This window comes from Pseudomonas marincola, assembly GCF_900682675.2.
Taxonomy (GTDB): Bacteria; Pseudomonadota; Gammaproteobacteria; order Pseudomonadales; family Pseudomonadaceae; genus Aquipseudomonas; species Aquipseudomonas marincola.
On sequence record NZ_LR215729.2, the window covers coordinates 3299113 to 3323647 of the forward strand.

The 24535-nt window shown below is 56.9% G+C and carries 27 protein-coding genes; 9 read left to right on the forward strand and 18 right to left on the reverse strand.

The genetic code is table 11. The annotated features are described in order from the left end of the window. Positions 1-100: 100 nt before the first annotated feature. Positions 101-1300: a patatin-like phospholipase family protein gene (locus tag PMYSY11_RS15395; RefSeq protein ID WP_150547348.1), complete on the reverse strand. Its 1200-nt coding sequence runs from the start codon at positions 1298-1300 to the stop codon at positions 101-103. Between the two features lie 54 nt (positions 1301-1354). After that, the gene (locus tag PMYSY11_RS15400) at positions 1355-2293 is read right to left on the reverse strand and encodes a lipid A biosynthesis lauroyl acyltransferase (protein WP_150547349.1); all 939 of its coding nucleotides are present in this window, start codon (positions 2291-2293) and stop codon (positions 1355-1357) included. A gap of 69 nt (positions 2294-2362) precedes the next feature. Here PMYSY11_RS15400 and PMYSY11_RS15405 point away from each other — a divergent pair, with 69 nt between their 5' ends. From PMYSY11_RS15405 to PMYSY11_RS15425, 5 genes are all read left to right on the forward strand, one after another. Next, positions 2363-2512, forward strand: a complete 150-nt coding sequence (locus PMYSY11_RS15405) for a hypothetical protein (protein ID WP_172970624.1) — start codon at positions 2363-2365, stop codon at positions 2510-2512. A gap of 146 nt (positions 2513-2658) precedes the next feature. After that, positions 2659-3405: a septum site-determining protein MinC gene (gene minC / locus PMYSY11_RS15410; protein WP_150547350.1), complete on the forward strand. Its 747-nt coding sequence runs from the start codon at positions 2659-2661 to the stop codon at positions 3403-3405. 97 nt (positions 3406-3502) lie between these two features. Next, positions 3503-4318 (forward strand): septum site-determining protein MinD, encoded by an 816-nt coding sequence (minD, locus tag PMYSY11_RS15415; protein WP_069899394.1) that lies wholly within the window; start codon positions 3503-3505, stop codon positions 4316-4318. After that, positions 4315-4569, forward strand: a complete 255-nt coding sequence (gene minE, locus PMYSY11_RS15420; RefSeq protein ID WP_069899395.1) for a cell division topological specificity factor MinE — start codon at positions 4315-4317, stop codon at positions 4567-4569. Before minD ends, minE begins: the two co-directional genes overlap by 4 nt. Before the next feature lie 132 nt (positions 4570-4701). Then, a complete protein-coding gene (locus tag PMYSY11_RS15425) occupies positions 4702-5337 on the forward strand; it encodes an RluA family pseudouridine synthase (RefSeq protein WP_150547351.1) in 636 nt (211 codons plus the stop codon). A gap of 67 nt (positions 5338-5404) precedes the next feature. On the opposite strand, the gene pdxJ is transcribed toward PMYSY11_RS15425, so the two are convergent. The 12 genes from pdxJ to rpoE all read right to left on the reverse strand — a co-directional run bounded on the left by pdxJ (position 5405) and on the right by rpoE (position 16198). Further along, positions 5405-6151, reverse strand: a complete 747-nt coding sequence (pdxJ, locus tag PMYSY11_RS15430; RefSeq protein WP_150547352.1) for a pyridoxine 5'-phosphate synthase — start codon at positions 6149-6151, stop codon at positions 5405-5407. Further along, complete coding sequence (recO, locus tag PMYSY11_RS15435; RefSeq protein ID WP_090508780.1) at positions 6144-6842, reverse strand: DNA repair protein RecO; 699 nt, start codon at positions 6840-6842, stop codon at positions 6144-6146. The genes pdxJ and recO overlap by 8 nt, the downstream gene beginning before the upstream one ends. Positions 6843-6967: 125 nt before the next feature. Beyond that, on the reverse strand, positions 6968-7870 hold the full coding sequence (gene era, locus PMYSY11_RS15440; protein WP_069899398.1) for a GTPase Era: 903 nt from the start codon (positions 7868-7870) through the stop codon (positions 6968-6970). Beyond that, a complete protein-coding gene (rnc, locus tag PMYSY11_RS15445) occupies positions 7863-8552 on the reverse strand; it encodes a ribonuclease III (protein ID WP_069899399.1) in 690 nt (229 codons plus the stop codon). The genes era and rnc overlap by 8 nt, the downstream gene beginning before the upstream one ends. Then, complete coding sequence (locus tag PMYSY11_RS15450; protein ID WP_069899400.1) at positions 8549-8926, reverse strand: DUF4845 domain-containing protein; 378 nt, start codon at positions 8924-8926, stop codon at positions 8549-8551. The genes rnc and PMYSY11_RS15450 overlap by 4 nt, the downstream gene beginning before the upstream one ends. 102 nt (positions 8927-9028) lie before the next feature. Continuing rightward, entirely contained in the window at positions 9029-9883 is an 855-nt protein-coding gene (gene lepB / locus PMYSY11_RS15455) for a signal peptidase I (RefSeq protein ID WP_069899401.1), read from the reverse strand. Between the two features lie 5 nt (positions 9884-9888). Further along, on the reverse strand, positions 9889-11688 hold the full coding sequence (gene lepA / locus PMYSY11_RS15460; protein ID WP_069899402.1) for a translation elongation factor 4: 1800 nt from the start codon (positions 11686-11688) through the stop codon (positions 9889-9891). Positions 11689-11960: 272 nt separating this feature from the next. After that, positions 11961-13388, reverse strand: coding sequence for a DegQ family serine endoprotease (locus tag PMYSY11_RS15465; RefSeq protein ID WP_172970696.1), 1428 nt, complete (start codon positions 13386-13388; stop codon positions 11961-11963). Positions 13389-13429: 41 nt separating this feature from the next. Then, positions 13430-13882: a SoxR reducing system RseC family protein gene (locus PMYSY11_RS15470; RefSeq protein ID WP_069899403.1), complete on the reverse strand. Its 453-nt coding sequence runs from the start codon at positions 13880-13882 to the stop codon at positions 13430-13432. After that, the gene (locus tag PMYSY11_RS15475; protein WP_150547354.1) at positions 13879-14832 is read right to left on the reverse strand and encodes a MucB/RseB C-terminal domain-containing protein; all 954 of its coding nucleotides are present in this window, start codon (positions 14830-14832) and stop codon (positions 13879-13881) included. The genes PMYSY11_RS15470 and PMYSY11_RS15475 overlap by 4 nt, the downstream gene beginning before the upstream one ends. An 8-nt stretch (positions 14833-14840) precedes the next feature. Beyond that, a complete protein-coding gene (locus PMYSY11_RS15480; RefSeq protein WP_069899405.1) occupies positions 14841-15446 on the reverse strand; it encodes a sigma-E factor negative regulatory protein in 606 nt (201 codons plus the stop codon). A gap of 170 nt (positions 15447-15616) precedes the next feature. Next, entirely contained in the window at positions 15617-16198 is a 582-nt protein-coding gene (rpoE, locus tag PMYSY11_RS15485; protein WP_069899406.1) for an RNA polymerase sigma factor RpoE/AlgU, read from the reverse strand. Between the two features lie 377 nt (positions 16199-16575). Here rpoE and nadB point away from each other — a divergent pair, with 377 nt between their 5' ends. Further along, entirely contained in the window at positions 16576-18192 is a 1617-nt protein-coding gene (gene nadB, locus PMYSY11_RS15490) for an L-aspartate oxidase (protein WP_069899407.1), read from the forward strand. Here the strand turns inward: nadB and PMYSY11_RS15495 are convergent. After that, positions 18161-18613: a protein YgfX gene (locus tag PMYSY11_RS15495; protein ID WP_150547355.1), complete on the reverse strand. Its 453-nt coding sequence runs from the start codon at positions 18611-18613 to the stop codon at positions 18161-18163. The two genes, nadB and PMYSY11_RS15495, sit on opposite strands and share 32 nt — an antisense overlap. Further along, the gene (locus PMYSY11_RS15500) at positions 18597-18851 is read right to left on the reverse strand and encodes an FAD assembly factor SdhE (RefSeq protein WP_150547356.1); all 255 of its coding nucleotides are present in this window, start codon (positions 18849-18851) and stop codon (positions 18597-18599) included. The genes PMYSY11_RS15495 and PMYSY11_RS15500 overlap by 17 nt, the downstream gene beginning before the upstream one ends. Positions 18852-19039: 188 nt before the next feature. Between PMYSY11_RS15500 and ygfZ the strand changes: the two genes are divergently transcribed. Both ygfZ and PMYSY11_RS15510 read left to right on the forward strand, forming a co-directional pair. Continuing rightward, entirely contained in the window at positions 19040-19981 is a 942-nt protein-coding gene (ygfZ, locus tag PMYSY11_RS15505; RefSeq protein WP_150547357.1) for a CAF17-like 4Fe-4S cluster assembly/insertion protein YgfZ, read from the forward strand. Positions 19982-20086: 105 nt separating this feature from the next. Beyond that, on the forward strand, positions 20087-20926 hold the full coding sequence (locus PMYSY11_RS15510) for an HDOD domain-containing protein (protein ID WP_069899411.1): 840 nt from the start codon (positions 20087-20089) through the stop codon (positions 20924-20926). A gap of 33 nt (positions 20927-20959) precedes the next feature. On the opposite strand, the gene PMYSY11_RS15515 is transcribed toward PMYSY11_RS15510, so the two are convergent. Continuing rightward, positions 20960-22363 carry a sensor histidine kinase gene (locus PMYSY11_RS15515; protein ID WP_150547358.1) on the reverse strand — a complete coding sequence of 468 codons (1404 nt, stop codon included), beginning with the start codon at positions 22361-22363 and terminating at the stop codon, positions 20960-20962. Then, a complete protein-coding gene (locus PMYSY11_RS15520) occupies positions 22356-23027 on the reverse strand; it encodes a response regulator (RefSeq protein WP_069899413.1) in 672 nt (223 codons plus the stop codon). The genes PMYSY11_RS15515 and PMYSY11_RS15520 overlap by 8 nt, the downstream gene beginning before the upstream one ends. A 236-nt stretch (positions 23028-23263) precedes the next feature. Between PMYSY11_RS15520 and PMYSY11_RS15525 the strand changes: the two genes are divergently transcribed. Beyond that, on the forward strand, positions 23264-24529 hold the full coding sequence (locus PMYSY11_RS15525) for an OprD family porin (protein WP_150547359.1): 1266 nt from the start codon (positions 23264-23266) through the stop codon (positions 24527-24529). The last annotated feature ends 6 nt before the right edge of the window (positions 24530-24535 follow it).

Sequence of the window (24535 nt, forward strand, 5' to 3'; positions counted from 1 at the left end):
TTTAAACGCAGCCAATAGCGCAGGGATAAATTATTGAATTAATGACCAGCAAGTCATACCTGCTCGCAAGCCTGCTTAAAGCCCCGGGCAAGATTGAGACTTATGCCGGTATCGACACTTCACCGGCAACCGTGGCCGGCTGGATATTCAGAAAACTGCAAAGTTTGGCCTTTTGCGCCATTGCATCCTTATAGCCGAGCTCGATCAGCTCGCTGCAATAGCTTGCCTCGAACAGCAGATAACTGAGTACACCTGCGCCGCTTGCATGCGTAGCGCCCGGCCCGCGCAAGAACAGGCGCAAAGCCGCCGGCAGTTCGCGGCGATGGCGAGCTGCGATTACGTCGAGCGGCTGGCTGGGGGCAATGACCAGCACTTCAACTGGCTTGATGACATGACCAACCTGCTGATCGGCTGGCACCAGGCGGGCCATCTGATTGAGCCGCTCAAGCAATTCGATATCACTCTCAAGGCTGTCGATGAACGTGCTGTTAAGCATGTGCCCGCCAATCTGCGCCAAGCTTGGTTGCTTGGCATTGTGCGGGCGAAACTCGTTAGGGCCGGTTGTTTCGTCCTGCAGGTTGCCACTCACGCCCACCACCAACACGCGACTGGCACCGAGATGCAGCGCCGGGCTGATCGGTGCACTTTGACGCACGGCGCCATCACCAAAGTATTCACGCTGAATTTTAACCGGCGGAAACAGCAGCGGGATCGAAGCACTCGCCATCAGATGCTCGCACGCCAACCGTGTCGGTATACCCACGCGACGATGACGAAACCAAGGCTCGATGGCAGCGCGACCCTGATAGAAGGTGACCGCTTGCCCTGTGTCATAACCAAATGCTGATACCGCCACCGCGCGCAATTTGCGCTGCCGAACCGCAGCCGAGATGCCGCTGAAATCGAGCCTTTCCTTGATCAACTCTGCCAATGGCGCGCTGTCGAGCAAGGCGACCGGCACTTGAGAGCCGAGACCAAGCAAGCTGTGACCCAAGAAACGACTGGCCTGACGAATCACCCCGGGCCAATCACTGCGGTAAACCTGATCAGTTGAAAACCCCTGCCAGACCTGAGTAAGACGCTGCACCGCCTGGCCAAAGTGCAAGGCACCACACGCCAGACTCACCGCATTGATTGCACCGGCAGAGGTGCCGACAATAACGGGAAAGGGATTGTGCTCGGGATCTGGCAGCAAATCGGCAATTGCCGCCAGTACGCCCACTTGATAAGCCGCTCGCGCACCACCCCCTGACAGAATCAACCCGGTAATCGGTTCATGGGTTTGGGGTGCTGGGCTCATGAATAATCCTTAGCTTGTTAGAGGCAGTATAGAAAAGCGCCTTGCCGGCGTGCGCTATTTCCTCTTGCGCTTGGGGTAAAGCCGCGCCTCACCCTCGGGGCGGGTCTTGAAGCGCCGATGCGCCCACAGATACTGCTGCGGACACTCCTTGATTGCCGTTTCGACCCATTGATTGATCAACAGGCAATCTGCCTCTTCGCTGTCGGCCGGGAAACCCTCGAGCGGCGGATGAATAACCAGGCGATAGCCACCACCGTCCGGCAGGCGTTGCTGAGTGAACGGCAACACGCGGGCACGTCCCAGACGGGCAAACTTGGTCGTCGCCGTAACAGTTGCCGCCTGAATACCAAACAACGGCACGAACACACTCTGCTTGCGACCATAGTCCTGATCCGGCGCATACCAAATGGCCCGACCCGCGCGCAGGACCTTGAGCATGGCACGAACATCTTCACGCTCGATCGCAGTCGCATCCATATTGTGCCGCTCACGGCCGCGGCGCTGGATATAGTCGAACAACGGGTTGTCATGCTCGCGGTACATGCCGTCGATTGTATGCACCTGCCCCAGCAGGGCAGCGCCTATCTCAAGTGTGGTGAAATGCAGGGCCATGAGGATTACGCCCTGCCCCTCAGCCTGAGCCTGCTGCAAGTGCTGCAACCCTTCGATGTGCGCCAGCTTGGCCAGACGCGACTGTGGCCACCACCAGCTCATGGCCATCTCGAAAAACGCGATACCGGTCGACGCAAAGTTATCGCGCAACAATTGCTCACGCTCTGCTGCACTTTTCTCGGGGAAACAAAGCTCCAGATTGCGCGCAACGATCTCACGGCGCTCACGGGCGAATACCCGCATCACTGCACCCAGCGCACTCCCCAACCCGAGCAGGGCCCGATAAGGCAATTGCACAATCAGCCAGAGCAGGCCCAATCCCAGCCATAACGGCCAATATTTGGGGTGCAGAAAAGCGCGACTAAAAACAGGACGTTCCATGAACACTTCCGATCAGAGCATCAAGTGCGACATTCTATAGGACTTTTTTGCCGGCCTGCGGTCTATGCCGTGAGCGACGAAAAACCCTGCCCCTCAGCAACAGGTATCGCGCGGCAGAAACACAATGCACAAAAGGTCAGCATTCACCTGACCAATGCAGCGTACGTCAGCCATTTGAACCAGGACATGGCCAGCAATTTCAAGTCTTTGGCGCCCTGAGCAGGCGGCAAAAACGGGTAGCCGCTTGCGGGCCAACGTAGTTCTCGCTATAAGAGCCACAGTGAAATAATCACAGTTTAGAAATTTCAGCGGTAAGCAGGTCTGTTTGTCCGCAAGCCCAACCGAAAAGGCGCCCCAGGCACACCATGAGTCAAGCCGACCTCCTCGACCAAACCCCTGTATTCCAACTCAAAGGCAGTATGCTGGCCATCACCGTAATGGAGTTGGCGCAGTATTCGATTGAGCAACTCGATCAGCAACTGGCCGAAAAAGTAGCCCAAGCCCCGAATTTTTTCAGCAACACCCCGCTTATTCTGGCACTCGACAAATTGCCCGAAAGCGAAGAAGAGCTGGATCTGGCCGCCCTGATGGCCGTATGCCGCAAACACGGCCTGCGCACATTGGCGGTTCGCGCCAGCAATGAGGCGCACATAGATTCCGCCAACGCCCTCGACTTGCCGGTATTGCCTCCTTCTGGCGCACGCGAACGCGTTATCGATCCGACCGCAGGTCAGACCGAGAAGAAACCTGAAAAGCCGCCAGCCCCGGCAGAGCCCGAACATAAACCGACCAAAATCATCACCAGCCCCGTGCGCGGCGGCCAGCAGGTTTATGCACAAGGCGGTGACTTGATCGTATTGGCGGCTGTCAGTTCGGGCGCGGAACTTCTCGCCGACGGCAACATCCATGTCTATGGGCCTATGCGTGGCCGAGCACTGGCTGGCGTAAAAGGTAATTTGAAAGCACGAATTTTCTGTAAACAGCTGGGCGCGGAAATGCTTTCCATCGCCGGCCATTACAAGGTTGCAGAAGACTTGAGACGCGATCCACTGTGGGGCGATGCGGTTCATGTCTGCCTGTCGGGTGAGCTGTTGAACATCACTCGTCTTTAACGGATACTGCCGCAAATTCTGGACACAATAAGGGCATCAGGAAGCCTCAATCGGCCGAAAGATCCCGCTTTAATCTTATATTTTGGGGTGAAACACCTTGGCCAAGATCCTCGTAGTCACTTCCGGCAAAGGTGGCGTAGGTAAAACCACCACCAGCGCTGCCATCGGTACCGGCCTCGCTCTGCGCGGGCACAAAACAGTCATCGTCGACTTCGACGTCGGCTTGCGTAACCTTGACCTGATCATGGGTTGCGAGCGCCGCGTAGTGTATGACTTCGTCAACGTTGTTAACGGCGAAGCCACACTGACCCAGGCCCTGATCAAAGACAAACGCCTGGAAAACCTCTTCGTACTGGCCGCAAGCCAGACCCGTGACAAAGACGCGCTGACCGTGGAAGGCGTTGAAAAGGTCATGAAAGAGCTGTCCGAAAACTTTGAGTACGTGGTTTGCGACTCGCCAGCCGGTATCGAGAAAGGCGCTCACCTGGCCATGTACTTCGCTGACGAGGCGATTGTCGTGACCAACCCTGAAGTCTCGTCGGTACGTGACTCCGACCGCATGCTGGGCTTGCTTGCGAGCAAATCACGCCGCGCCGAAGAAGGCGGAGACCCGATCAAGGAGCACTTGCTGCTCACCCGTTACAACCCAGAGCGCGTCACCAAAGGTGAAATGCTCGGTGTTGACGACGTAGAAGAAATTCTCGCGATACGCCTCATCGGCGTCATTCCGGAGTCACAAGCTGTACTGAAAGCATCCAACCAGGGTGTTCCGGTGATTCTCGACGACCAGAGCGATGCGGGCCAGGCCTACAGCGACGCAGTTGACCGCCTGCTGGGCAAAGAAGTGGCGCATCGTTTCCTTGATGTACAGAAGAAAGGATTCTTACAACGTCTGTTTGGAGGTCGTGAATGAATATTTTTGACTTCTTTCGTGAGCGCAAGAAAGGCTCCACTGCTTCGATCGCGAAAGAACGCCTGCAAATTATCGTCGCCCACGAGCGCGGCCAACGCAGCAAGCCGGACTATCTGCCGGCCTTGCAGCAAGAATTGGTCGACGTGATTCGCAAGTACGTCAATATCGAATCTGACCAAGTGCAGGTTGCCCTGGAGAATCAGGGCAGCTGTTCGATTCTGGAATTGAACATCACCCTGCCCGATCGTTAATCGCCGGGGTTCGCGCAAGCTCTGAGCTCTCGCCAACCGGTAACAACACGATCGACAGTTATGAAAATGGCGGCCCTGTTGGCCGCCGTTTCATTTTCACCCCGCAACAAACCGCTAACGCAAGAATCGCTAATGCCTCTCAGCCAGATCGAAATACTCCACCAAGACGCCGCCCTGCTGGTGATCAACAAGCCCACCCTGCTGCTCTCGGTGCCCGGTCGCGCGGAGGACAACAAGGACTGCCTGGTGACTCGCTTGCAAGAAAACGGCTTCCCCGAAGCACGTATCGTGCATCGACTGGACTGGGAAACCTCGGGAATTATCGTGCTCGCACGCGACCCGGACAGCCACCGCGAGCTGTCGCGCCAATTCCATGATCGTGAGACTGAAAAAGCCTACATGGCGCTGTGCTGGGGCCAACCCGAACAGGACAGCGGCTCGATTGACTTGCCGCTGCGCTACGATCCGCCAACCAAGCCGCGTCACGTGGTCGACTTTGAGCAAGGTAAACACGCGCAGACCTTCTGGCGGATTATCGAGCGCTGTGGCGACTATTGCCGTGTAGAGCTGACGCCGATTACCGGCCGCTCACACCAATTGCGCGTGCACATGCTCTCTATCGGTCACCCGCTGCTGGGTGACGGCCTGTATGCGCATGAGCAAGCGTTACACGCCTATCCGCGCCTCTGCTTGCACGCCTGCATGCTCAGCCTGACTCACCCGCAAACAGGTGAGCGGATGCGTTTCGAGTGCCCTGCACCTTTCTAACGGCGCAAAAGCAAAAAGGCCGGAGCATTCTCCAGCCTTTTCAGCACTTCAACGTCACGCTTAGCGGTTAACCACGATCCGCTGCGGCGGTGATCAACTGCTTCATTTCCACGACTGCCTGCTTGAAGCCAACGAACAAGGCGTGGGCAACCAGCGCATGGCCGATATTGAGCTCATTGATGCCGGCAATCGCCGCTACAGGCTCGACGTTGTGATAATGCAGCCCGTGACCGGCGTTAACGATAAGCCCATTGGCCAGACCACAAGCCACACCCTGGCGAATACGCTCAAGCTCGTGCGCAGTCTCTTGCGGGATATGGGCATCGGCGTAACGCCCTGTGTGCAGCTCGATAGCAGGTGCACCGACACGCTTGGACGCTTCGATCTGGGCGGTGTCCGGATCAATGAACAGCGACACCTCACAGCCAATCTTGCTCAAGCGCTCAACCGCCGCGCGAATCCGCTCCTCTTGCCCCGCCACATCAAGCCCGCCTTCGGTGGTGAGCTCCTGACGTGTTTCCGGCACCAGGCATACGTGCGCCGGGCAAATGCTCTCGGCGAACGCAAGCATTTCCTCGGTCACACCCATTTCGAAGTTCATGCGCGTTTGCAGCACGTCCTTGAGCACGCGCACATCGCGCTCCTGAATATGCCGGCGATCTTCACGCAGGTGCACGGTAATACCATCAGCGCCCGCCTCTTCGGCGTCCAGCGCTGCCTTTACCGGATCGGGGTAACGTGTACCGCGCGCCTGGCGCAGCGTCGCCACATGGTCAATATTTACCCCAAGCAATACACGATTGGCATCAGTCACGAACAGGCTCCTTGAGCGTCATAAACAATTCACGGCTCACCAACGGTTTGCCGCCTAAATGAGGGGCCAGCGCCTGGCGCATGAGGCGTTTTGCCGCCGCGAGCGCGCCGACAGCCGACCAGTCGGCTTCGGCCATGGCCAATAATTCTTTGCCCTGAAATACGCCGGGCTGAAACTGCCCGACAGGCACCATCCCCTCTTCAGTTTGCAGGCGATACAGGCCTTCTGGGGCAATCGGCTCGCCTTGCACATCACTATCAAGGGCAAAACCATAGCCCAGCTCACCCAGCAAACGCCATTCAAATGAGCGCAGCAAGGGTTCAATAGCCCGCCCTTCGGCGAGCGCCTGCAAGGTCATGGCGTAGTGATCGAAGAGCAACGGATGCGGGTCTTCGGCGGGTAACAGGCGAATAAGCAGTTCATTGAGGTACAGCCCACTGAACAAAGCCTGCCCGGCGATCAACATGGGAAAACCGGTGGCTTCAAGGCGCGAGACATTTTTCAGTTCGCTGCGCCCGCGGAATTCGGCATCCAGCGCTACGAAGGGTCTGGCCAGCGTGCCGGCCTTGCCTCTGGCGCCGCGCAATACCGCGCGCAAGCGACCTTGTGGAGTGAGGAAATCAACCAGCGCACTGCTTTCGCGATAGGCGCGGCTGTGAAGCACGAAAGCGGGTTGGCTGAGCGCAAGCATGGCAGATGCAGACTCAAGAGAGAATGGGGTCGCCTGCGCCCGACGCGATTACTCGGTCAGGCGCGGGTTGCGCGGCGTGAAACATCGCCCGCCATTGCAGGCAGTCGTGCCGCGCGTCTGGGGTGTTAAATATCGTCATAGCCGAGCGAGCGCAGTGCTCGCTCATCGTCGGACCAGCCGCCTTTAACCTTGACCCACAGGTTGAGCATGACCTTGGAGTCAAACAGCACTTCCATGTCCTTGCGCGCTTCCTGACCCACACGCTTGATGCGCTCACCCTTGTCGCCGATGATGATTTTCTTCTGCCCGTCGCGCTCAACCAGAATCAGCGCATGGATATGCAGAATGCGCCCTTCCTTCTTGAACTCTTCAATCTCGACGGTTATCTGATAAGGCAACTCAGCACCCAGCTGACGCATGATTTTTTCACGCACCAGCTCAGCGGCGAAGAAACGGCTGGAGCGGTCGGTAATCTGGTCTTCCGGGAAGAAATGCACGCCTTCCGGCAAACGCTCGCCAACCAGTTTTTCCAGCGTTTCGAGGTTGTGCCCATGCTGCGCCGAGATCGGCACGATTTCAGCATTCGGCAACTGCTCGGCCAGCCACTCAAGGTGCGGCATCAGCTCGGCTTTGTCTTCGAGGCGATCGGTTTTGTTGATGGCCAGAATCACCGGGCCTTCAACATACTGAATGCGCTCGAGAACCATCTGGTCTTCATCGGTCCAACGGGTGCGATCGACTACAAAAATAACCACATCGACATCTTTCAGTGCCGAAGACGCATTCTTGTTCATGTAGCGGTTAAGCGCTTTCTCGTTGTTCTTGTGCAGGCCCGGCGTGTCGACGTAAATCGCCTGCACCTCACCCTCGGTTTTAATCCCGAGCATGTTGTGACGAGTGGTTTGCGGCTTGCGCGAGGTGATCGCCAGCTTCTGCCCGAGGATGTGGTTGAGCAATGTCGATTTACCCACATTCGGCCGGCCAACGATGGCGACATAGCCGCAACGCAATACAGGTGAATCAGTCATGGCCGTTCTCCACGCCCAAGGCGATCAATGCAGCGGCAGCTGCAACCTGCTCGGCAATACGCCGACTGGCGCCTTGTCCGAGGGTTTTTTCATTCAATAAAGTCACCTGACATTCAACAATGAATGTCCGGCAATGCGGCTCGCCCTGAATATCCACGACTTCATAGCGTGGCAATTCACAGGCGCGCGATTGCAGAAACTCTTGCAGCCGCGTTTTCGGATCTTTGTTGGTATCGACCAACGTCAGGCTTTCGAACTCATTGGCCAGCCATGCCAGCACGCGGTCGCGGGCGACTTCCATGCCGGCATCAAGGTAAATGGCACCAATCAGGCCTTCCAGCGCATCGGCCAGAATCGACTCGCGGCGAAAACCGCCACTCTTCAACTCACCTGAGCCTAGTCGCAAATACTCGCCAAGGTCGAAACCACGCGCCAGTACGGCCAGGGTCTCGCCTTTAACCAGACGCGCGCGCAGGCGTGACAGCTGGCCTTCACGCGCCTGCGGAAAGCGCTCGAACAACGCTTCCCCGGCGACAAAGTTAAGGATTGCATCACCGAGGAATTCAAGGCGTTCGTTATTGCGCCCAGCGAAACTACGATGGGTCAATGCCAGAACCATAAGGTCCTGGTCTTTGAACTGATAACCGAGCTGGCGCTCGAGGCGGGCTAACGAAGCAGTCACGGCATACGCACACGGAATTCTTTGTCAAAATTAGCCACCAGATCGAGGTTCTCGATCAGTGGTTCACGCTTCTCGTATTTCAGATGAGCGTGAAATTCGTTGTTCTCGATTTTCACTTTTAGTATGTCTTCCAGCTTAACGTCGCGAATGCTGTTTACGGTCATGCCACTGTTCACATAACTGTAAAAATCACCCACCGTGGTGATTTCGCGACCTTTCTCGGTTTCAACCGAGGTAATGATCTTTTCCAGGGACATGTAGTCCATGTAGTGCGGCAGCATCTTGAACGCAGTACTGGCGAAAAAAGCCACCAGCGCCAGAACGAAGAGCCAACCAATAATCGACATCCCTTTCTGTGAACGGGTGTATGTCATTTTAGTCCCCAAATCTTAGAGTTTTTAGAAAGCCAGAATGGCTAAACACAAGACTATATATAGCTAGCGGCGCTGACTTGAACAGCGCCACAATTATTCAAATTAATGAATAAGGCCGACACGGCTGAAATTCGGCAGATTTTTCGACTTCGGGTCAGGCCAGCTCATCCAGACCGCAAATGCCTTACCGACGATATTCTGGTCAGGCACCATGCCCAGCAAGGGCTTGGGGATATTCGGATCGTTCCAGTAACGGCTGTCATTGGAGTTGTCACGGTTATCGCCCATCATGAAGTAATGGCCGGCAGGCACCGTCCACTCACCGCCCGGAACGGCGTGATAACGCTTCATTTCCTTGCGGATCAGGTGTTCAACCTCACCCAGCTTCTCGTCATAAAGCATAACGCTTCCCAGGCTGCCGGCCTCTTCACCGAGCAATTCCTGAGCAACTGGCTTGCCGTTAACAAACAAATGCTTGTCTGGCGTGTACCGCACCACGTCGCCCGGCACACCGACTACACGCTTGATGTAGTTGATAGAAGGGTCGCTCGGGTAACGGAACACCATGACATCGCCGCGCTGCGGGTCATCAATCTGGATAATCTTGGTGTCGATCACCGGCAGGCGGATGCCGTAGGCAAACTTGTTGACCAGAATGAAGTCGCCAACCTCAAGGGTCGGACGCATCGAGCCCGATGGAATCTGGAACGGTTCCACCAGAAACGAGCGCAAGACCAGCACAATCGCCAACACCGGGAAGAACGACTTACCGTACTCCACCAGCATCGGCTCTTTGTTGAGTCGCTCAATTACCGCTTCATCAGGCTCGCTGACCTGACCATGATAGTGGCTGATGGCCGCGCGGCGACGCGGGGCCAACACCAATAAATCGAACAGCGCCAGCACGCCGCAAACAGCGACGGCCAGTACAAGCACAAGCGGGAAATTGATCGACATAGGCCCTAACTATCCACCTTGAGAACTGCAAGGAAGGCTTCTTGTGGAATCTCCACGTTGCCCACCTGCTTCATCCTTTTCTTACCGGCCTTCTGCTTTTCAAGCAGCTTGCGCTTACGGCTAACGTCACCACCGTAGCACTTGGCCAGTACGTTCTTCCTGAGTGCCTTGACCGTGGTGCGAGCAACAATCTGCCCCCCAATCGCAGCCTGAATCGCGACGTCGAACATCTGACGCGGGATCAGTTCCTTCATTTTTTCGGTCAACTGACGGCCCTTGTAGTGAGCCTTGTCGCGGTGAACGATCAATGCCAGAGCATCAACCTTCTCACCGTTGATCAGCACATCCAGCTTGACCAGATTGGCCGACTGGAAGCGATCGAAACTGTAATCCAGCGAGGCATAACCACGGCTTACGGACTTCAAGCGGTCGAAGAAGTCGAGTACCACTTCGTTCATCGGCAAGTCATAAGAGACCTGCACCTGACTGCTCAGGTATTGCATGTCACGCTGCACACCGCGCTTTTCGATACACAGGGTAATGACGTTACCCAGGTGTTCTTGCGGCACCAGAATGTTGGCACGCACGATGGGTTCGCGCATGTCTTCGATGGTCGAGATGTCCGGCAATTTGGATGGGTTATCAACGTAAATCGTCTCACCGGTCTTCAGCACAACCTCAAACACTACGGTTGGCGCTGTGGTGATCAGGTCGAGATCGTATTCACGCTCCAGACGCTCCTGAATGATCTCCATGTGGAGCATGCCGAGGAAGCCGATGCGGAAGCCAAAACCCAGTGCATCCGAGCTTTCCGGCTCGTATTGCAGGGCGGCATCGTTCAATGTCAGCTTTTGCAGGGCTTCACGGAAGTCTTCGAAGTCGTCCGAACTCACCGGGAACAGGCCAGCGTAAACCTGAGGTTTAACGCGCTGGAAACCTGGCAGCATGTCTACGTCCGGCGTGGTCGACAGGGTCAGGGTGTCGCCCACTGGCGCGCCGTGAATGTCTTTGATGCCGGCGATGATAAAGCCCACTTCACCGGCTTTAAGGTCAGCGGTGGCCGTGTGCTTAGGATTGAACACGCCCACGCTATCGACCTGGTGCATCTTGCCGGTCGATTTAACCAGGACCTTGTCGCCCTTCTTGATGCGGCCGTGACGCACACGCACCAGGGACACTACGCCCAGGTAGTTATCAAACCAGGAGTCGATGATCAGCGCCTGCAACGGCGCGTCGATGTCACCGGTCGGCGCCGGAATGGTCGCCACCAGACGCTCAAGCACCTCGTCAACGCCCATGCCGCTCTTGGCACTACAGGCCACAGCGTCGGTGGCATCGATACCGATGATGTGTTCGATCTCTTCTTTAACCCGCTCAGGCTCAGCCTGCGGCAGGTCCATCTTGTTCAGCACCGGCATGACCTCAAGGCCCTGCTCAATCGCCGTGTAGCAGTTGGCTACCGACTGCGCTTCGACGCCCTGACCGGCGTCAACCACCAGCAATGCACCTTCACAGGCCGCCAGCGAACGGCTGACTTCGTAGGTGAAGTCAACGTGGCCTGGCGTATCAATGAAGTTCAACTGATAGGTTTTGCCATCACGCGCGGTGTAATACAAGGTAACGCTGTGCGCCTTGATGGTGATCCCACGCTCACGCTCCAGATCCATGGAGTCCAGTACCTGGGCCTCCATTTCACGCTCAGTCAACCCGCCGCACATTTGAATGAAGCGGTCGGCGAGCGTGGACTTGCCGTGGTCAATATGGGCAATAATGCTGAAATTACGTATGTGGCTCAGGTCACTCACAAGACAACACTCAAAAAAGTTCGCAGGCGACTGCCCGCCGAAAATAGCCGCGGAGTGTACTCGATTTTGCCCCGCCAAGTCATCAATAGCGCCACAAGCTGTGATCTAAGGTCCCTCAATCGTAGCTCGGGCGCAGGGCGGCAGGCCGATACTCAGGCCAATAAAGCGCTCTGCGGTCATCAAAGCGCATTGCAGCCACCTTCAGTTATAGCGGTGCAGACAGCAGGCACAAAAAAGGGGCGATCAAATCGCCCCTTTTCTTGCTGCCGAAATTACTCGGAAAGCTTGAAGGTAATGAAGCTTGCGCGGCCTTTACGCAGCACTCGCATCGATACCGAACGATCTTTTGGCAGCGCCTTGGCGACCTTCTCGAAAGTCGAGGCTTTCAGAATCGGCTCATTGTTCAGGTGTGTAATCACATCACCCGGACGCAGACCAATCAAAGCTGCCGGACCGTCAAGGACTTCGCTGATGACAACGCCACCTTTGAGATCCAGGCCTTTCTTCTGCTCTGCGCTCAGCTCGACCACTTTCACCCCAAGGCGATTGCTGTGGCTTTCGGCAGACTGGCCAGTGGCACTCGCCAGCGCTTCAGAATCTTCCGGGAGCGAACCAATGGTCAGCGTCAGCTTCTTGTGATCGCCTTCGCGCACCACATCCATCTCAGCTTTTTCGCCAGGCTTCAGCGCGCCAACCAGATGCGGCAGGTCTGCCGACATATCAATCGGCTTGCCATTGAGCGAGAGAATCACATCGCCGACTTGCAGACCGCCTTTGGCAGCCGGGCCGTCGTCAAGAATTTGCGCGACCAGAGCGCCCGCTGGCTTCTCCAGACCAAACGATTCAGCCAGATCCTTATTGACCTCCTGAATCACCACGCCAAGCCAGCCTCGACTGACCTTGCCGCTGTTCTTCAACTGGTCAGCCACATCCATCGCAACACTCATCGGAATGGCGAAAGATAGGCCCATGAAACCGCCGGAACGGGTGAAAATCTGTGAGTTGATACCCACAACCTCGCCCTGCAGGTTGAACAACGGGCCGCCGGAGTTACCCGGGTTGATCGCCACGTCGGTCTGAATGAACGGCACATAGCTCTCATTTGGCAGGCTGCGGCCCTTGGCGCTGACGATACCGGCAGTTACCGAGTGATCGAAGCCAAATGGCGAACCGATGGCCAACACCCACTCACCCACCTGCAAGTCTTCCGACTTGCCCAGACGTACTGTCGGCAGGTCTTTGGCATCGACCTTGAGCAGCGCTACGTCGCTACGCGGATCGGCGCCCACCACCTTGGCTTCCAACTCACTGCGATCAGACAGGCGCACGACAACTTCGTCGGCATCCGCGATCACGTGATTGTTGGTCATGATGTAGCCATCGGAGGAAATGATGAAACCGGAGCCAAGCGACTGAGCCTCACGCTGATGACCTTTAGGCGCACTCGGTTGACGCGGAATGCTGCGCTCAAAGAACTCGCGGAACATGGGCGGCAGCCCTTCCAGATCCGGCACAGACATGCCACCCGAGTTGGCGGCGACATTGTCCGGTATTTTTTGTCGGGTACTGATATTGACCACAGCGGGCGAAGCTTCCTTGACCAGCTCGGTGAAGTCAGGCAGTTCCGCATGCGCGGTAACCGCTTGCCCCAGGAGCAGCACTGACAACAGTGCAGACCAACATAGCTTCAGGCTAGGCATCGACATACAACTCTCCCATCCAGAAATACTAAAGACACGGCTTAAACCCCCGCAGCACCTACCAACAAGGCACGCAATACTACGGGCTGCAACGCAGGATCATCAGACACACGCCTACTGCGCCAGCGCACCCCAAACCAGGATGCCACCAACCCGAATAGACCCGAAAGAATGACCAGCGATTCACTCAAGGACATTGCATCAGCCAACAGCGCGGCCGCAAACAATCCTAATAATGGGATCAGGTAAACCAGTAGCGAGCCGCGAACAAGTAAGTCTTCGCGTACCCCGATTACTACCGAGTCTCCAACATTCAACTGCAGATCGCTTAGCGCGCGCACCAAACCGCGGCGGCTGTCGACACCAAGCTTGTCCATCAAACCCTGGCCGCAACCGGCTTGGGCAGAGCAACTGGAGCAGGTACTTTTTCGCAGTGTTTCAACCCAGACAGCGCCGGATTCAACTGCAATCACCCGCCCCGTCTCTTCAATCATTGAACAGCTTTCTCCGCGCCGGGACGCACCGACAAGGCGACCCGCTCTGCTGTACCGAGGGGTATTTCACCGACCACGGTGACCATCATGCCGCCATCGCTGGTGACCAGCTTGCGCGACACCGCAACGGTTGGCCCAAGCTGGCTGCGGGCATCTTCGACCGTCGCACCATGCAAGGCCTCAAGAAAGACCGAGAAGCGTGCCAGTCCGTCGTCATACACCAGGCATTCGACCGTATCATCGGATACAGGACTGCGCCGGCGCGTAACGCTGGTGAGGTTGAAACCTGTAGGAAGCCAATCCGAATGCCAGGACTGCGTGACGACTTTATCGCTTTCAAGCGCGTCGACAGGCTTGCAGTTGTCACTCGGCGCAAGGCCTGCAGTGACAGCAGCGGCATCGGTGGTGAAATCAGTGAACTGGAAGCGTTCGAGCATTTGCCCGCGGTCATTGACCAACAGGGACTTCAACGGGATCGCCGTTTCGCTATCAAGATGCAACTCAACCCCGAAACGGTGCTGATCGCGCGGTGCAAGGCCAAGAATGACTGCACTGCGCCCCGCCATGCGGGATTCACCCATTAGCCGCAGCTCGTAGGATTTAGCCAGCTGTTCTGGATTCAGCCCACGCTCGGACCACGCCTGACCTGCAACCACCGGGTCTGCCAACTCGCCACTGGCGCAGCGAGTGACGCCATTACTGCGGACGACTTCCTGAGCGTCGCCGTCGAGCTGCAACAAGCGCTCTTGAACAGCACCCTCCGCCGCCACCTGATGCCAGATGCTATGCGTAGAAAAGCTACCGTTACGCTCGTAAACGAAGCGACCACGGTAGCTTTGCGTGTGTTCAGCACTTGCCAAACGATCCAGCCAAGCCTTTGCATCTGCAGCAAAGGCAGGCAGAACAGTAAAGCTGCCCAACAATAGGACAGCAACAGGAATAAAGCGCATGCGCCTCCTTAACGGCTTTCCAGACTTGCTGCGCGTGCATAAGGCAACGCACTTTCGGTCACGCTCATAGCGGCTTGCTGAGCATGCTGACGCAAGTAGGAAGGCAGACGCTGTTCGTGCCAGCCTTGCTGAACTTTGCTCGGGTCAATCTCGACACTGGCCGGATCATCACTCGACAGGTTGAAGCCTGCCAGCATTGCCGGGCCGTGCGACTGTGGCATCACCAGCGAAGGCTGGTTGCTCTGCTGCGCCAACTGAGTGCTCAGCGCATCATTCTGGTTGTACATACGTACACCTACCAGAACGGCTGCGGTGACCGATGCTGCCACGGCGATTCGACCGACCGTGCGCCAAGGGCCTTTGACCACTTTGTCGGAAACGACAACCGGCTGCGGTTCATCCGCCAGAGCAGCAGAAACTGCTGAGGCAATATCCAGATTCAGACGCGGTTCAATGAACTCCTTGTGCATGGCTGCACGCGCAATCTGATAACGCGACCAGGTAGCTCGCAAATCAGCATCGCCGCTTGCACCCAGTACGCGTCTAAGCTCCATTTCATCCGCTTCGTTATCCATCACCGCGGACAGCGATTCCTGCAGGGCTTCACGACTCATGACGGTTCCTCTCTTGGCTGTCGCCGCTGTCTTGTGGGGTCTTTGAAAAGCACTGCGCGGGTATGACAAGACTTGAAAGCAGCTCAATCTGCACACTTACGACCTGTAAGCTGTACGGCTCGAACTTTTGCGCTTTGTAGCTTGATACTCGCACCCTTCTCCAAGACTCCTTAGCTATCCTGCAGCAACGGCTGCAGGATCTTGTCAATTGCTTCACGCGCCCGGAATATCCGTGAGCGCACCGTTCCCACCGGACACTGCATGACGCTGGCAATGTCTTCATAACTGAGACCATCAAATTCACGCAATGTTAGGGCGGTGCGTAAATCTTCTGGTAATTGCTGAATGCACTTGTGCACGGTGTTTTCAATTTCGTCGCGCAGTAATGAACGCTCTGGCGACTCGATATCCTTGAGGGCGTGATCGCCATCGTAGAACTCGGCATCTTCAGCACTTACATCACTGTCCGGCGGCCTTCTACCGCGTGACACCAGGTGATTTTTTGCGGTGTTGATCGCGATTCGATACAACCATGTGTAGAACGCGCTTTCACCCCTGAAATTACCTAAAGCCCGGTAGGCCTTAACAAAAGCTTCCTGGGCCACATCCTGTGCTTCATGGGTGTCGTGCACAAAACGCACGATCAACCCGAGAATCTTGTGCTGATACTTCAGCACCAACAGATCAAAAGCTCGCTTATCGCCACGCTGCACGCGCTCGACCAGCTGCTGATCCTCTTCCTGGGTTAGCATGAACACTCCTCGTTAACTTTTGAGGAGCCTTGCGCTAGCCAAATAACCGACCTGCAAAAATAGACTCGAACATTGCGCAAAAGTTCTCCCCTCCAACCAAGCTTCCTGCAAAACAATTTTGAATTTTGCACGGAACAACACAGCAACCCGTAGCCCTTGCTGTGCAATTAAGTCTTTAATCATCTGTAGAACCGCATCAAACCAGCAGCATGTTTGATAGACGATCACGTTTCACAGACATTGTCCCTCTTCGGGTGACTAGTTATGGAACACAATCTGCTAAGAAAGTTCCCAAACACCATAGCCAGTCATAAGCCTGCTATTGTGCCGCCCCACCCCTCTATATACTAGGGGCAGGATTCACGCGGATTCAGCTAATGAGCCAGCATTATCAACACGATGTACTAGTAATAGGCAGCGGTGCTGCGGGCCTGACCCTTGCACTGACACTGCCAGAGCACCTGAGAATAGGCGTATTGAGCAAGGGCAACCTCGCCAACGGCTCAACTTTTTGGGCGCAAGGCGGTGTAGCAGCAGTGCTCGATGACACCGACACGGTGGAATCTCACGTCGAGGACACGCTCAACTCAGGCGCCGGACTGTGCCGCGAAGACGCCGTGCGCTTCACGGTCGAGCACAGCCGCGAGGCCATTCAGTGGCTGATCGAACAAGGCGTGCCGTTTACCCGGGACGATGAAACCGCTCGCGAAGACGGCGGCTTCGAGTTTCACCTGACCCGAGAAGGCGGCCACAGTCACCGGCGCATCATTCATGCTGCTGATGCAACCGGGGCGGCTATATTCAAGGCGCTGCTGGATCAAGCCAGAGCGCGGCACAATATTGAATTACTCGAACAGCGCGTTGCCGTTGATCTGATAACCGAACGCAAGCTTGGACAGTCCGGTCAGCGCTGCCTCGGCGCTTATGTGCTGAACCGCAACACCGGTGAAGTCGACACCTACGCCGCCCGCTTCGTGATTTTGGCGACCGGCGGCGCGGCCAAAGTTTATCTTTACACCAGCAATCCGGACGGCGCCTGTGGCGATGGCATTGCCATGGCCTGGCGCGCGGGCTGTCGGGTCGGCAATCTGGAGTTCAACCAGTTCCACCCAACTTGCCTTTATCACCCAAAGGCGAAGAGTTTTCTGGTCACTGAAGCGCTGCGTGGCGAAGGCGCGTTACTGCGCCTGCCCAATGGCGATCGCTTCATGCAACGCTTCGACGCCCGCGCAGAACTGGCGCCGCGCGATATCGTCGCTCGCGCCATCGACCACGAAATGAAGCGCCTTGGGGTTGATTGCGTTTATCTCGACATCAGCCATAAAGACGCCAACTTCATCAAAAGTCACTTCCCGACCGTTTATGAGCGTTGCCTTGAGTTCGGCATCGACATAACCCGCGAGCCGATTCCTGTGGTACCGGCTGCGCACTACACCTGCGGCGGGGTCGTGGTTGATCAGCACGGTCATACCGATGTGCCGGGCCTGTACGCCATTGGCGAAACCAGCTTTACCGGCCTGCATGGTGCCAACCGCATGGCCAGTAACTCGCTGCTTGAGTGCTTCGTCTATGCACGCTCGGCGGCAGCAGACATCACCGCGCAACTCGAACAGATCAGCATGCCCGGCCGCTTGCCAACATGGGATGCCAGCCAGGTAACTGACTCGGATGAAGACGTCATCATCGCCCACAACTGGGACGAGCTGCGCCGATTCATGTGGGACTACGTGGGCATTGTGCGCACCAACAAGCGCCTGCAGCGCGCGCAACACCGCGTACGCCTGCTACTCGACGAAATCGACGAGTTCTACAGTAATTATCGGGTCAGCCGGGATTTGATTGAGTTACGTAACCTGGCGCAAGTGGCTGAGCTGATGATTATCTCGGCCATGCAGCGCAAGGAATCTCGCGGCCTGCACTACACACTGGACTATCCGGAGCAGCTCGCCGAGGCCAAGGACACTATCCTGCAGCCGCGCTTGGGTGCCAACTGAACTTCAGGCGCACGCGCAAACGCCGATGATCGGTAAACGAAAGGGAGTCGTGAACAATGCACAGGCCGCTGACCCACCAGCGGCCCGGCAACCGATAACGCAAAATCACGCAATAAGGCAGCGCCAGGCAATCACGACGCAACTCGATTGGCTGCCAGCCAGCGGCCCGCGAGTGCAGATACCAGCCATCGGAGTCAGCGCGCAAACGACTCACGGCATGTTCCGAGCTAAGCAGTATCGAGCGCGGCAGCGTCCACAGCGCATGCGCTAAGCACAACCCGCAGCCCGTGAGTCGCAACCAGAGCGCAAGGTCGAGCCTTAACAGGACCACGACCGTCACCAGCAGCAAAGTCAGGTACGCCACCAGCAAACGCCGCGAAGGCTGCCAGTGGCATTCGAAGCGATTACTTCGGTTGGACACGGTCCAGAATCATCCGCACCATGCGCTGAATATCCGGATCATCGGATTCGCCGCGCTGCATGAACCAGCCAAACATATCCTGATCTTCGCACTCAAGCAGCCTGCGATAACGCGCCTGATCGTCCGCATCCAGCGAGGGGTAAACCTCTTTGACGAAAGGCACCAGCAGTACATCCAGTTCCAGCATGCCGCGACGGCTGTGCCAAAACAGGCGATTGAGTTCAGTCGAGTCGACCATCTGATGAATCCTTGATAAAGCAGACATTGATTAAGCCGGCCAGTATAACGGCGAAATGGCCCGCTGTTGACCCGCGCAGACGACGAGCAGAATTTAGCAGTGCCGCGATCGACATCCGCACTGACAATTACCCTATAGGCGCACTATCATTACGCCCTCTCTTTTCATTCAGTGATAAGCAGTTTCCCATGGCCGATACCGCGTTTTTTTGCACCCTCAGCCACGAAGGCGTCATGTCCGTTCGCGGCGCCGATGCCAATAAATTCCTGCAGGGCCAGATCACCTGCAACCTCAATTACTTAAACCCGACGGTTTCCAGCCTTGGCGCGCGATGCAACCCCAAAGGGCGCATGCTCTCAAGCTTTCGCGTGCTGGCGGTAGACGATGGCTATCTGCTGGCGATGGCCAGTGAATTGCTCGAAAAGCAACTGGCGGACCTTAAGAAATACGCCGTCTTCTCCAAGTCGAAGCTGCTCGACGAAAGCGCCGAATGGACCCGTTTTGGTCTGTATAAAGGTGACGGCGCCCTGCTCGCGCTGGGCTTTGAGCTAAACCCGACGCCGGGCAGCGTGAGCAGCGCGCACAACTTAATGGCCGTGCACCTGGGCAATGAACGTGTCGAGCTCTGGGTTCCGGCAAGCGAAGCCGACGAAATAAAGCTGCGCCTGAGCGCTCAACTGCCTGAAGCCCCCGTTAATGACTGGCTACTGGGGCAGATTCGCGCCGGTATCGGCCAGGTCTTTGGGCCGGCGTTCGAGCTGTTTATCCCACAGATGATCAACTTGCAGGCCGTCGGCGGCGTCAGCTTCAAAAAGGGCTGCTACACCGGCCAAGAAATCGTGGCGCGCATGCAGTATCTGGGCAAACTCAAACGCCGCATGTATCGCCTGAGTGTTGAGGCGAGTGAACTACCAGAACCTGCAACGGCACTGTTCTCTCCTGAACGAACTTCGGCCGTGGGCGAAGTGGTCATGGCGGCACGCAGCGAGACAGCCATCGAATTGCTCGCCGTGGTACAGGAAGACGCCATCAGCGATGGCCGCATCTTGCTTGGCGCACCGGACGGCGAGGCGCTGACACTGCTTGATCTGCCTTACACGCTGAATTCGGACCTGGAAATCCAGCGCTAGAAAAAGCCATTGCTGATCACTGGCTCACAAAACCAGCCATCTAAATGTTTGAATTTGGCAGAATTAATTACACTGCGGCTGGCTGAAGCCCTATAGAGAATCGTCATGAGCAGTACCCTCGCAGAAAAAGTCCAAGCGCAACTGATTCAAGCCATCGACAATGATGCGCTGACCCTGCCGACACTGCCCGAAGTTGCGCTGCGCGTGCGCGAAGCGGCTGAAGATCCGGATGTTGGTGCGGCTGACATCGCCAAGGTGCTGGCTAACGACGCGGCCATCAGCGCACGTTTGATCAAGGTGGTGAATAGCCCGCTGCTGCGCGCCGCCGGGGTCATCACCGACCTGCAAATGGCCGTCTCACGTTTGGGCATCAACTACACCTGCAATCTGGCGACAGGCTTGGCAATGGAGCAGATGTTTCAGGCCACCACCGACATCATCGACCAGAAAATGCGCGAAGTCTGGAACAAAAGCACTGAAATTGCCGGTATCAGCCACGTTCTGTGCCGTCATTACACGCGCCTGATGCCGGATCAGGCGACTCTGGCGGGTCTGGTCCATCAAATTGGTATTCTGCCGATTCTGACCTTCGCAGAAGAACACGAAGAACTGCTGGCCGACCCGCAAACGCTGGACGCCGTAATCAATGCGATTCACCCGGTGTTGGGCGAGAAGATTTTGCGCGCCTGGCAATTCCCCGAACAAATCGCCACTGTGCCAGGTCAGTTACTCAACTTCTCACGCAACAGCGCGAAAACCGACTACACCGACATCGTGCAGGTCGCCATGCTGCAAAGCTACATCGGCACCGATCATCCATTTGCCCAAATGGACTGGTCAGACATCAGCTCATTCCACAAGCTCGGGCTGGACCCGCAAGTGGACATGCAGGATGACGAAGACCTCAGCGCATCGATGGAAGCTGCCATGAGCATGCTTCAGTAATATCGGATAAACGGGCCATGACGCGAAGCTGCATCATGGCCCGTGCTCTGACGCCAGCTGACTAAACTCAACGCGCACTAACAAGCCGTGCGGCACGACCTGCTGCAGGCTGATTCGCGCCTGATGCGCTGAACATATCTCGCCGACAATAGCCAAGCCCAAACCGGCGCCCAAGCCTTCGTTACGGCTGCGATAAAAGCGCTTGAACACCTGCTCGCGCTCGGCTTCGGGAATTCCCGGGCCATCATCCTCGACCTCAAGCACGCCATCGGGCTTGACCCGCAAGATAACCGTGCTGCCAGGCGGCGAGTGGGCAATGGCGTTATCTACCAGATTGCTCAGCAACTCGTTAAGCAAAGTCGGCTCACCGCGCAGCCACACCGGCGCGTCGGCCTCCAGCGCCAACGCCACGCCGCGGGCATGGGCAAGCGGCGCCAGCGCCATGCCCAGCTCACGCGCTAACTGACTGAGGTCGAGGCGCAGGGCACCGCCTTCGGTCAGCGCACGCGCGCCACTTTCGATCCGCGCCAGTGACAGTAACTGATTAGCCAGATGGGTGAGTTTTTCGGCGCTCTGCGCAGCCTGCGCCAATGTCGAGCGCCAGGTTTCAGGGTCTTGCGCACGCAGGCCCAACTCGACCCGCGCTTTAAGCGCCGCCAGCGGCGTGCGTAACTCATGCGAGGCATCGGCAATAAACTGCGACTGACGCTCGAACAAACCGCGCAGGCGATCATTGAACTGATTGATCGCTCCCACCAAAGGTTTCAACTCCAGCGGCAGCTCGGTATCGGGCAACGGTTTCAAATCATCACTGGCCCGCGCAGCAACCGCCTGGCGCAGGCTGTTAAGCGGGCGCAAGGTTGCACTCACGGCCAGCCAGACCAGCCCGAGCGCAATCAACGACATCAGCCCGATGCGTAAGAGTGTGCCGAGCAACAAATCACGCGCCATGCGTTCGCGCGCGCCCTGAGTCTCAGCCACGCGAATTTCCGCAATACCATTAACCTGCGGCTCACTCACCGGCTGCCACAAGCTCACCACGCGCACGCCCTGACCGCGATATTGCGCATCGTAAAAATGCGCCAACGCCGGATAATCATCGGTCCGTTTGGTGCCTTTGGGGGCGGCGGGCAAGTCTTCGTAACCCGAGACCAGGCTGCCGTCGAGGTCGATCACTTGATAGTAAATGCGCCCCGCGCTGTCATAGGCAAAGGTGTCGAGCGCTACATACGGCACATTCGAAAGCAGCCGGCCTTCTTTAGTGTAAAGACCTGCCGCAATCGCCCGCGCCGAGGCCAGCAAAGTGCGGTCGTAAGCCGTATCGGCGGCGCGCCGCGCACTGAAATAGGCGCTGAAACTGCTCACCAGTACAACAATCGCCAGCAACAGGGCCAGCCGGGTCAATAACCGCCCGCGCAGGCTGCCGCGACTATTCACTCACCTCCTCCAGCAAGTAGCCGAGGCCACGGAAGGTGACGATTCGCACCCCGCGATTTTCCAGTTTCTTGCGCAGCCGATGCACATAAATCTCGATGGCGTCGGCGCTGGCCTCTTCGTCCAGCCCAAACACGTGCGAAGCCAACTGCTCCTTGCTCATCACCCTCCCCGGCCGCGCAATCATGGCTTCGAGCACGGCCTGCTCGCGTGAAGTCAATGTGAGCGCATTGCCTTGCAAGATGAAGCGCCGGGTTGCCAGTTCGTAAACCAACTCGCCGCAACGCTGCTGTTTCTCGCCGCCCAGCACGGAGCGGCGCAGCAGGGCTTTAACCCGCGCTTCAAGTTCGGTCAGTTCAAAGGGTTTGGCCAGGTAGTCATCGGCGCCCAGATTCAAACCATGCACGCGGTCCTTGACCTCGCTGCGGGCAGTCAGCATCAGTACCGGTGTGGTGTTGGCGCGATCCCGAAGGCGCGCCAACACCTCGAAACCATCAAGGCGCGGCAGCCCTACATCAAGAATCGCCAAGGCGTATTCCTCGGTACTCAGCGCCAGATCGGCGGCAACTCCATCGTGCAAAACATCCACGCTCCAGCCCGCGCCCTTAAGCGCTTGGGCGATGCTTTCAGCGAGTTGTAGATGGTCTTCCACCAACAGAATTCGCACTCGAACCTCCGACTCTGGCCAAGGCCTATGCCCTGAATATTAGCCGCGCAGTTTAGCGCGCAGCGCCTTGCAGTAAATCGCAGATTGCACCGAAACGTATCCGCATAAATATTTCTGCAATGAAAGGTTGGTGAAAGCTTGGGCTTTTAGCATCGCTGTAAGTGGCTCGATCCACTGACTAAAACGACCGCACAGTGGCGTGCGGCCGTTACAAAAACAACAATGGAGACCACACGATGCCCTCAGCATCTCGTCAGGCGAATTTGCCTGCACACCTGCTTAGCCTAGCTGTTAGCGCAGCACTTCTGTCACCTGCCGCTCATGCCGAGTTCATCAAAGACAGCTCGGGAACCCTGACAGCCAACAACATCTACCTCAACCGCGATTTCCGTGAAGGCACTGGCCAGAACAAGCGTGAGGAATGGGCACAAGGCTTCATCTTCGATATTCAATCCGGCTACACCGAAGGCACCGTAGGCTTTGGCGTTGATGCCTTGGGCTTGCTGGGTATCAAACTCGACTCCAGCCCGGACCGCACTGGTACCGGCTTGCTGCCAACCCACGATGACGGCCGCGCCGCCGATGAATATTCACATCTGGGCATCACCGGCAAAATGAAAATCTCCGCCAGCGAGCTGAAAATCGGCACGCTGATGCCGGAACTGCCAACGCTTAAAAGCAACGACAGTCGCATCCTGCCGCAAACCTTTGAAGGCGGTTTGCTGACCTCGAAGGAAATCAGCAACCTGACCCTGCTCGGTGGCCGCATAGAGGAAACCAAGCAGCGCGACTCCAGCGACAACGAAGACCTGGCGATCAATAACAAGAATCGCCGTTTCGCCAGCGCCGCCACAGCCGATCACATCGACCTGGCCGGTGCCGACTATAAATTTACCGATCGCATCACTGGCCGCTATCACTACGCCAAACTGCAGGACATCTACAGCCAGCACTTCTTTGGCCTTGCCGCCAGCCAGCCGCTGGGCGCCGGTGTGTTTGCCGCCGACATGCGCCTTTCTGTGAGCAACGATCAAGGCTCAGCCAACGCCGGCAATGTCGATAACCAGGCGCTCAATGGCCTGTTCAGCTACGCCCTGAGCGGCCACAAGGTCAGCCTCGCTTATCAGCGCATGTATGGCGACACCGGCTTTGCCTATGTCGACGGCTCCGACCCGTTTTTGGTCAACTTCGTGCAGATTAATGACTTCGCCAACGCCGATGAGCGCTCATGGCAAGCACGCTACGATTATGACTTCAGCAAGGTTGGTGTACCCGGCTTGAGCTTCCTGACCCGCTACATCAGCGGCAGCGATGCGCAGATCACCGGCTCAACCGAAACTGGCGATGAGTGGGAGCGCGATATCGAACTGAAATATGTGGTCCAGAGTGGTCCGATGAAAGACCTTTACGTACGCCTGCGTAATGCCTCGTTCCGTTCTGATTTTGCCCGCAATGCCGACGAAAACCGCATCGTGATCGGCTATTCATTAGCCATCTGGTAAGCACAA

Excerpts from the sequence above, each read along its gene's own strand:
- PMYSY11_RS15480 (WP_069899405.1), bottom strand. The coding sequence starts at position 15,446 with ATGAGTCGTGAAGCCCTGCAGGAATCGCTGTCCGCGGTGATGGATAAC.
- PMYSY11_RS15400 (WP_150547349.1), bottom strand. The coding sequence starts at position 2,293 with ATGGAACGTCCTGTTTTTAGTCGCGCTTTTCTGCACCCCAAATATTGG.
- PMYSY11_RS15525 (WP_150547359.1), top strand. The coding sequence starts at position 23,264 with ATGCCCTCAGCATCTCGTCAGGCGAATTTGCCTGCACACCTGCTTAGC.
- nadB (WP_069899407.1), top strand. The coding sequence starts at position 16,576 with ATGAGCCAGCATTATCAACACGATGTACTAGTAATAGGCAGCGGTGCT.
- PMYSY11_RS15450 (WP_069899400.1), bottom strand. The coding sequence starts at position 8,926 with ATGACATACACCCGTTCACAGAAAGGGATGTCGATTATTGGTTGGCTC.
- minE (WP_069899395.1), top strand. The coding sequence starts at position 4,315 with ATGAATATTTTTGACTTCTTTCGTGAGCGCAAGAAAGGCTCCACTGCT.
- ygfZ (WP_150547357.1), top strand. The coding sequence starts at position 19,040 with ATGGCCGATACCGCGTTTTTTTGCACCCTCAGCCACGAAGGCGTCATG.
- lepB (WP_069899401.1), bottom strand. The coding sequence starts at position 9,883 with ATGTCGATCAATTTCCCGCTTGTGCTTGTACTGGCCGTCGCTGTTTGC.
- era (WP_069899398.1), bottom strand. The coding sequence starts at position 7,870 with ATGACTGATTCACCTGTATTGCGTTGCGGCTATGTCGCCATCGTTGGC.
- minC (WP_150547350.1), top strand. The coding sequence starts at position 2,659 with ATGAGTCAAGCCGACCTCCTCGACCAAACCCCTGTATTCCAACTCAAA.
- rpoE (WP_069899406.1), bottom strand. The coding sequence starts at position 16,198 with ATGCTAACCCAGGAAGAGGATCAGCAGCTGGTCGAGCGCGTGCAGCGT.
- PMYSY11_RS15470 (WP_069899403.1), bottom strand. The coding sequence starts at position 13,882 with ATGATTGAAGAGACGGGGCGGGTGATTGCAGTTGAATCCGGCGCTGTC.
- PMYSY11_RS15395 (WP_150547348.1), bottom strand. The coding sequence starts at position 1,300 with ATGAGCCCAGCACCCCAAACCCATGAACCGATTACCGGGTTGATTCTG.
- PMYSY11_RS15425 (WP_150547351.1), top strand. The coding sequence starts at position 4,702 with ATGCCTCTCAGCCAGATCGAAATACTCCACCAAGACGCCGCCCTGCTG.
- recO (WP_090508780.1), bottom strand. The coding sequence starts at position 6,842 with ATGCTTGCGCTCAGCCAACCCGCTTTCGTGCTTCACAGCCGCGCCTAT.
- PMYSY11_RS15500 (WP_150547356.1), bottom strand. The coding sequence starts at position 18,851 with ATGGTCGACTCGACTGAACTCAATCGCCTGTTTTGGCACAGCCGTCGC.
- PMYSY11_RS15465 (WP_172970696.1), bottom strand. The coding sequence starts at position 13,388 with ATGCCTAGCCTGAAGCTATGTTGGTCTGCACTGTTGTCAGTGCTGCTC.
- PMYSY11_RS15475 (WP_150547354.1), bottom strand. The coding sequence starts at position 14,832 with ATGCGCTTTATTCCTGTTGCTGTCCTATTGTTGGGCAGCTTTACTGTT.
- PMYSY11_RS15510 (WP_069899411.1), top strand. The coding sequence starts at position 20,087 with ATGAGCAGTACCCTCGCAGAAAAAGTCCAAGCGCAACTGATTCAAGCC.